This window comes from Corallococcus carmarthensis, assembly GCF_003611695.1.
Classification (GTDB): domain Bacteria; phylum Myxococcota; class Myxococcia; order Myxococcales; family Myxococcaceae; genus Corallococcus; species Corallococcus carmarthensis.
Genome location: NZ_RAWE01000355.1, coordinates 1 through 5,846, shown reverse-complemented (window position 1 = coordinate 5,846; position 5,846 = coordinate 1). Strand labels below are relative to the sequence as shown.

The following is a 5,846-nucleotide window of genomic DNA, read 5'->3' as shown; positions in this document are numbered from 1 at the left end:
GGCCACGCCCCCTCCGGCGGCGGAGCCCGCGAAGCCCACGGTTCCCCCGGAGGTGACGGTGCTCGTCACCGGCAGCGCCCGAGGCCAGCTCCTGCCCGTCGAGGGCAAGGGCGGCGCCGCGGAGCTGATGGGCCGCTGGGTGGCTGATGAAAAGCACTGTGCCGGTCCGCTGAAGGACGGCCAGGCGACCTGTTCGGATGCCGGCACGCTCGCCCTGACGACAGGCGACCTGTGGACGGGCCCGGCCCTTTCCTCGTTCTTCCTGGGTGCTCCGACGGCCGAAGTGATGGGGCACATGGGGTATGCGGCCTCCGCGCTGGGCAACCACGAGCTGTCGTACGCCAAGGATTCCTTCCTGAAGAACCGCACGGCCGGGGGCTTTCCCTTCCTGGCGGCGAACCTGAAGGTGACGGATGCGTCGCTGGCGAAGGACCTGTCCATGCCCGCGTTCCAGGTCTACGAACGCCGGGGCCTGAAGATTGCGGTGGTGGGCCTCACCTCGCAGAAGACGGTGCGCACGGCGATGTCCGGCCGCGCGGAGGGCCTGGAGGTCACGCCCAACGAGGACGCGCTCAACACGGCGGTGCCCGAGGCGCGCAAGGCGGGCGCGGACGTCGTCGTCATCGTCGCGGACCAGTGCCCCACGGACCTGCAGCCGGTGCTGGCGAAGCACGCGGACTGGAAGGTGTCGCTGGTGGCCGGTGGCCGCTGCGGCACGGACGCTCCCGGCGTGAAGACGGAAGGTGACACCACCTACGCGTCGCTGGGCCGCGGCTTCGATTCCTACCTGCGCGCGCAGTTCAAGTTCGACCCGGCGAAGCCCGCGGGCCAGAAGATGACCGGCGTGGACACGAAGGTCGTCCAGGTCGCGGGCGGCACGCCGGACGCGGAGACGGCGAAGCGCATCGCGGAGTGGCAGACGAAGGTGGACCAGGCGCTCGGCCGGAAGATCGGCTTCACCAAGGCGGGCATCCCGCAGGACTCGCCGCTGATGGCGAAGTGGGTGGCGGGCGCGGTGCGCACGCAGCTCAACACCGACGGGGCCATCCTGAACAAGGGCGGCATCCGGGGCGGCCTGGCCAAGGGCGACGTGACGCTGGGCAGCGTGTACTCGGCGATGCCGTTCGAGAACTCGCTGCTCACCGTGAAGCTCAAGGGCGAGGACCTGGCGAAGCAGCTGGCGAACCCGGACGCGCTCGTGGCCGGCTTCACCCCGGCGGGCAAGGGCAAGTTCAAGGACGCCCAGGGCAAGGCGCTGGATCCGAAGAAGGAGTACACGGTGGCCACCGTGGAGTACCTGTACTTCGGCGGTGACGGCTTCGACTTCGAGAAGCTGGACAGCGACCCGGCGGAGACGGGCATGGCGTGGCAGACGCCCGTCGTCGAGTGGACCGAGGCCCAGGCCTCCACCGAGGCGAAGCCGCTCGAGAAGCTCATCAAGTAGTCCGCACGCGTTCCTGCAACACCGGGGCGCCGGAGTCCTCCCTCGAAACGGGGAGGGCGGCCGGCGCCTCGCCGTTTCCGGGGCTCGGCTAGAGTGGGCCCATGGAGATGGCGGAGTTCATCGAGACGCGGCGACCGCGCTGGCAGCAGCTGGAGTCGCTGCTGGACAAGTCCGAGGGCGAGGGGCTGCGCAAGCTGAGCCTCGACGAGGCTCGCTCATTGGGGAAGCTGTACCGCGCCGTCTCCAGCGACCTGCTGTGGGTGCGCGCGCGCAGTGGCTCCGCGGACGTGAGCGCTTACCTCAACGACCTGGTGGGCCGCGCCTACGCGCTGACGTACCCGGGCAGCCGGCCGCGGTTCGCGGACGTGTGGGCGTTCGTGGCGCGAGGCTTCCCGGCGCTCCTGCACCACGAGTGGCGCATGTACGTGGCGTCCGTGCTGCTGTTCCTGGCGGGCGCGGGCTTTGGCTACGTGGGCATGGTGGTGGATCCGGACGCGGCGCACTACCTGGTGCCCGAGCAGCACACGAGCATGGATCCGGTGAAGCGCGCCGCCGACGAGGCCGCGGGCAAGGGCATGTCCGTGGAGGAGCAGGCCCAGTTCACGACGTTCCTCTTCACGCACAACATCCAGGTGGCCTTCCTGGCGTTCGCGTTGGGCATCACGCTGGGGTTGGGCACGGCGGTGATGCTGTTCGTCAACGGCCTGTTCCTGGGCGCGCTCGCGCAGGTGTACGCGGCGAAGGGGATGGCCGGGTGGTTCTGGGCGTGGATCCTTCCGCACGGCATCCCGGAGATCACCGCCATCTGCATCGCGGGCGCGGCGGGGCTCGTCATCGCACGGGGCATGGTGGCGCCGGGTGGGTTGTCGCGCGGGCAGGCCCTGCGCAAGGAGGCGGTGACGGCGGTGAAGATGCTGTTCGGCACGCTGGTGCTGTTCGTGCTCGCGGGCTTCATCGAGGGAACCGTGTCGCAGATCCACCCGCCGAAGCTGTCGGTGGCCTTCAAGGTCTCCTTCGCGCTGACGGTGGGCGCGGGCGTCTACGCGTACCTGCTGTCGGACTGGATGCGCGGCCGGCGGAGCAGCGAGCGGGCGGCGGCGGAGCTGGTGGGATGAGCGGGCCGGACCTGTCCGTGCCGTCGTTGCCGCGCGAGCCGGAGGTGCTGATTGAGTGCCCGCGCTTCTCCATGGTGAAGCGGCGCGCGGACGGCTCCGTGGACTTCGTGTCGCCGCTGCCGTGTCCGTACAACTACGGCTCCATTCCGGGCCTGCTGTCGGATGACGGAGACCCGCTGGACGCGGTGGTGCTGGGGCCGCGCCTGTCGCAGGGGCAGCGCGTGCGCGTGCCGGTGGTGGCCGTGCTGGGCTTCATCGACGCGGGGAAGGGCGACCCGAAGGTGGTGTGCGGGACGCATCCGATGACGCCCGCCGAGCGCGCGGGCCTGGAGCGCTTCTTCCGCGTCTACGCCCTGTTCAAGCGGGGGCTGCACCGCGTGCGCGGCGACGTACCCGATACGCGCTTCGTGGGCTGGCTGCGCGAGGGCGCCGGCACCTAGCCGAGGTCCTTCGTCATCTTCAGGACCCGGTTCCACCGGAGCCCCTGCTCGATGGGGCCCACCCACTGCTCCGGTTGGAAGCCCACGCGCTCCCAGAAGTGGCGCCCGGCCGTGTTGTGCTCCACCACGGCCACCCGCAGCCGCCAGCCGCCGTTCGCGCGCACGTGGCCTTCGTAGGCGCTCAGCACGGCCTCACCCCGGCCCTGGCCCCGGGCCTCCGGCGCGAGGAGGAAGAGGCCGATGTACCACTCACCCGGAGCCGGGTAGTCGCGCAGGGCTTCGAGCATCCCCGCGAGGCCGCCCTGCGCGTCGCGAAGTGCGAAGAGGTGTCCCTGGCCGGGAGCAAGGCCCGGAGGCCGTTCGCCGGGGATGTTCCGGGCCTGATCAGGAAGGGCAGGACGCCCATAGGCAATCTGATGGTAGTCCTCGCAGCGGTCGAGGAGCGGTTGCACGACGTGCGTCTCGCTGTCGTCGACGGGCTCCGCCGTGAAGTCCGCCGTCTTGAATACCGTCTGGGCCATGGGGGCTCCTACAGGACGCCGCGCGCCTTGATGTCGAGGTAGCGGTTCACCGCCGCGAGGCTCAGTTCGTCCGGCGCGACGTCCAGCATCTGCACGCCGCCCTTGCTCACGCGGGCCTTGAGCACCTCGCGGTCCGTGAGCAGCTCGGATGCCACCGCGTGCTGGAAGGCTTCCTCGGGACCTGAAGGCGGCGTGCGCAGCAGCTTCTGGAGCGCGGTGTCCTTCACGGACAGGCACAGCGGGACGTGGCGGCGGGCCAGCCGGTGCAGCGGTGCCACCAACGTGCCGGCCTGCTCTTCGTCGAGGAAGTCCGTGAAGACGCACAGCAGGCTGCGCCGGTTCAGGCGCACGTTCAGCTCCTTGAAGAGCGCCAGGTAGTCCACGTACGTGAGGCTGGGTGTCGCGGAGTAGAGCGTGTCCACCAGCTTGCGGTACTGGCCCCGGCCCGCCGCGGGCGGCAGGTAGGCCTTCACTCCGTCCGCGAAGAGCGCCAGGCCCACGCGGTCCCCGTTGCGGATGGCCACGAAGGCGAGGAACAGCGCCGCGTTCACCGCGTGATCCAACTTGGTGAGGCCGTCCACCTGCGCCGCCATGGAGCGCCCCGCGTCCACGCAGATGAGCAGCGCCTGCGAACGCTCCGACTCCAGCACGCGCGTCACCGGCCGGCCCCGGCGCGCGGTGGCCTTCCAGTCCACGTCGCGCACGCTGTCGCCCTGGGCATAGTCGCGCAGGCGCGCGAACTCGCTGCCCTGGCCGTCGCGCCGCAGCTGCCGGAGGCCCAGGTTCACCAGGTCCAGCGCCGCGCCCGACAGCAGCAGCCTCCGGGCGCCTCGCAGGTCCGGGTACACCGACACGGAGCGCTCGGCGGGAAAGGCGCGCTCGTGCGAGACGAGCCCCAGCGGGCCGCGCACGCGCACGTGCACGGCGCCGAAGCTGAACTTGCCGCGCTTCGCGGGCGTGGCCCGGTACACCCACTGCGTCTGGCTGTCCGGTGAGAGGCGCAGCGTGGCCTCCGCGGGCTCGGTGGTGAAGGACGGGGGCGCGTCGTCCTTCACGCGCACCTCCACCGTGCCTCCGCCCCGGTGCACCAGCCGCAGCTCGACGCGATTCGCCACGCCCACGTTGAGGCGCTCCGGCAGCGTGCGCACCACCTCCAGCCGCACACGGCGCGCCTGGAGGTAGTCGAACGCGGCCAGGGCCACGGCCAGCGCGTCCAGCGCCAGCACCGCGCCGCCCACACCCGGGAAGAAGCCCGCCAGCGCCATGGGCAGCGCGAGCAGGGCGAGCAGCCCCCACAGGCGCTCGGAGGGAATCACCGGGGGACCTCGACGCCCTGGACCACCTCGCGCAGCACGTCCGCGGGCGTGGCCCCGTCCAGCTCCGCGTCCGGCGACAGGAGCAGCCGGTGACGCAGCACCGGGCCCACGAGGAAGCGCACGTCGTCCGGGGTGACGAAGTCGCGGCCCCGGAGCGCCGCCAGCGCCTTCGACGCGAGCAGCAGGTGCACGCCCGCGCGCGGCCCCGCGCCCAGGCGGATGTTGGGCGAGCTTCGCGTCGCTGCCACCAGCTTGCGGATGTAACCGAGGACGGGCGGTTCCACGTTCACCGCGCTGAGCGCCGAGCGCGCCTGGAGCAGGCCGTCCTTCGTCACCGCCGCGTTCACGCCGGCCCTCGCCAGGTCTCCCGAGTCGAAGCCCCGGTGCACGGATTCGAGGATGGCGTCCTCTTCCTCCGGCGCGGGGTAGCCCACGTCGATCTTCAGGAGGAAGCGGTCGAGCTGTGCCTCGGGGAGCGGGTACGTGCCCTCGGACTCCACCGGGTTCTGCGTGGCGAATACCGTGAACATGGGCGACAGCTGGAGGTTCTTGCCCTCCAGTGACACGGCGCGCTCCTGCATCGCCTCCAGCAGCGCGGACTGCGTCTTCGCCGGTGCGCGGTTGATTTCATCCGCGAGCAGCAGGTCCGTGAAGATGGGGCCGCGCGCGAGCACGAAGGCCTGCGACTTCAAGTCGAAGACGCTGGTGCCCAGGATGTCCGCGGGCATCAGGTCCGGCGTGAACTGGATGCGCTTGAAATCCGCGCCCACGCTGCGCGACAGCGCCTTGGCCATCAGCGTCTTGGCCACGCCGGGCACACCTTCCAGCAGGATGTGCCCGCCGGCCACGAGCCCGCAGAGCATCAGCTCCAGCGGTTCGTCCTGCCCGACCACGGCCTTGCGCACCTCCGTGAGGACGCCCTCGCGGATGGCGTTCGCGGACCGCACGGCGTTGCCGCTGTCCGGGAAGGGAGGAGGGGAGAAGGGCGGGGCGTTCATGAGGTTCCGGGG

The 5,846-nt window shown here is 71.1% G+C and carries 6 protein-coding genes; 3 read left to right on the top strand and 3 right to left on the bottom strand.

Features of this window, described 5'->3' with window-relative positions; genetic code table 11:
• From D7X32_RS42755 to D7X32_RS42745, 3 genes are all read left to right on the top strand, one after another.
• Window positions 1-1,444, top strand: a 1,444-nt coding sequence (locus D7X32_RS42755) for a bifunctional metallophosphatase/5'-nucleotidase (protein ID WP_147450492.1), incomplete at its 5' end; no start/stop codon positions are given.
• Between the two features lie 101 nt (window positions 1,445-1,545).
• A complete protein-coding gene (locus tag D7X32_RS42750; protein WP_120608241.1) occupies window positions 1,546-2,559 on the top strand; it encodes a stage II sporulation protein M in 1,014 nt (337 codons plus the stop codon).
• On the top strand, window positions 2,556-2,999 hold the full coding sequence (locus D7X32_RS42745; RefSeq protein WP_120608240.1) for an inorganic diphosphatase: 444 nt from the start codon (window positions 2,556-2,558) through the stop codon (window positions 2,997-2,999). The genes D7X32_RS42750 and D7X32_RS42745 overlap by 4 nt, the downstream gene beginning before the upstream one ends.
• On the opposite strand, the gene D7X32_RS42740 is transcribed toward D7X32_RS42745, so the two are convergent.
• The 3 genes from D7X32_RS42740 to D7X32_RS42730 are packed head-to-tail and all read right to left on the bottom strand — an operon-like array spanning window position 2,996 to window position 5,834.
• The gene (locus tag D7X32_RS42740) at window positions 2,996-3,520 is read right to left on the bottom strand and encodes a GNAT family N-acetyltransferase (protein WP_120608239.1); all 525 of its coding nucleotides are present in this window, start codon (window positions 3,518-3,520) and stop codon (window positions 2,996-2,998) included. The genes D7X32_RS42745 and D7X32_RS42740 overlap by 4 nt on opposite strands.
• A gap of 8 nt (window positions 3,521-3,528) precedes the next feature.
• The gene (locus tag D7X32_RS42735) at window positions 3,529-4,836 is read right to left on the bottom strand and encodes a DUF58 domain-containing protein (protein ID WP_120608238.1); all 1,308 of its coding nucleotides are present in this window, start codon (window positions 4,834-4,836) and stop codon (window positions 3,529-3,531) included.
• On the bottom strand, window positions 4,833-5,834 hold the full coding sequence (locus D7X32_RS42730; protein ID WP_120608242.1) for an AAA family ATPase: 1,002 nt from the start codon (window positions 5,832-5,834) through the stop codon (window positions 4,833-4,835). The genes D7X32_RS42735 and D7X32_RS42730 overlap by 4 nt, the downstream gene beginning before the upstream one ends.
• Window positions 5,835-5,846: the final 12 nt, after the last annotated feature.

What these genes read in the sequence shown, in the direction of transcription:
- D7X32_RS42750 (WP_120608241.1), top strand. Translation starts at nt 1,546, where the DNA reads ATGGAGATGGCGGAGTTCATCGAGACGCGGCGACCGCGCTGGCAGCAG.
- D7X32_RS42745 (WP_120608240.1), top strand. Translation starts at nt 2,556, where the DNA reads ATGAGCGGGCCGGACCTGTCCGTGCCGTCGTTGCCGCGCGAGCCGGAG.
- D7X32_RS42730 (WP_120608242.1), bottom strand. Translation starts at nt 5,834, where the DNA reads ATGAACGCCCCGCCCTTCTCCCCTCCTCCCTTCCCGGACAGCGGCAAC.
- D7X32_RS42740 (WP_120608239.1), bottom strand. Translation starts at nt 3,520, where the DNA reads ATGGCCCAGACGGTATTCAAGACGGCGGACTTCACGGCGGAGCCCGTC.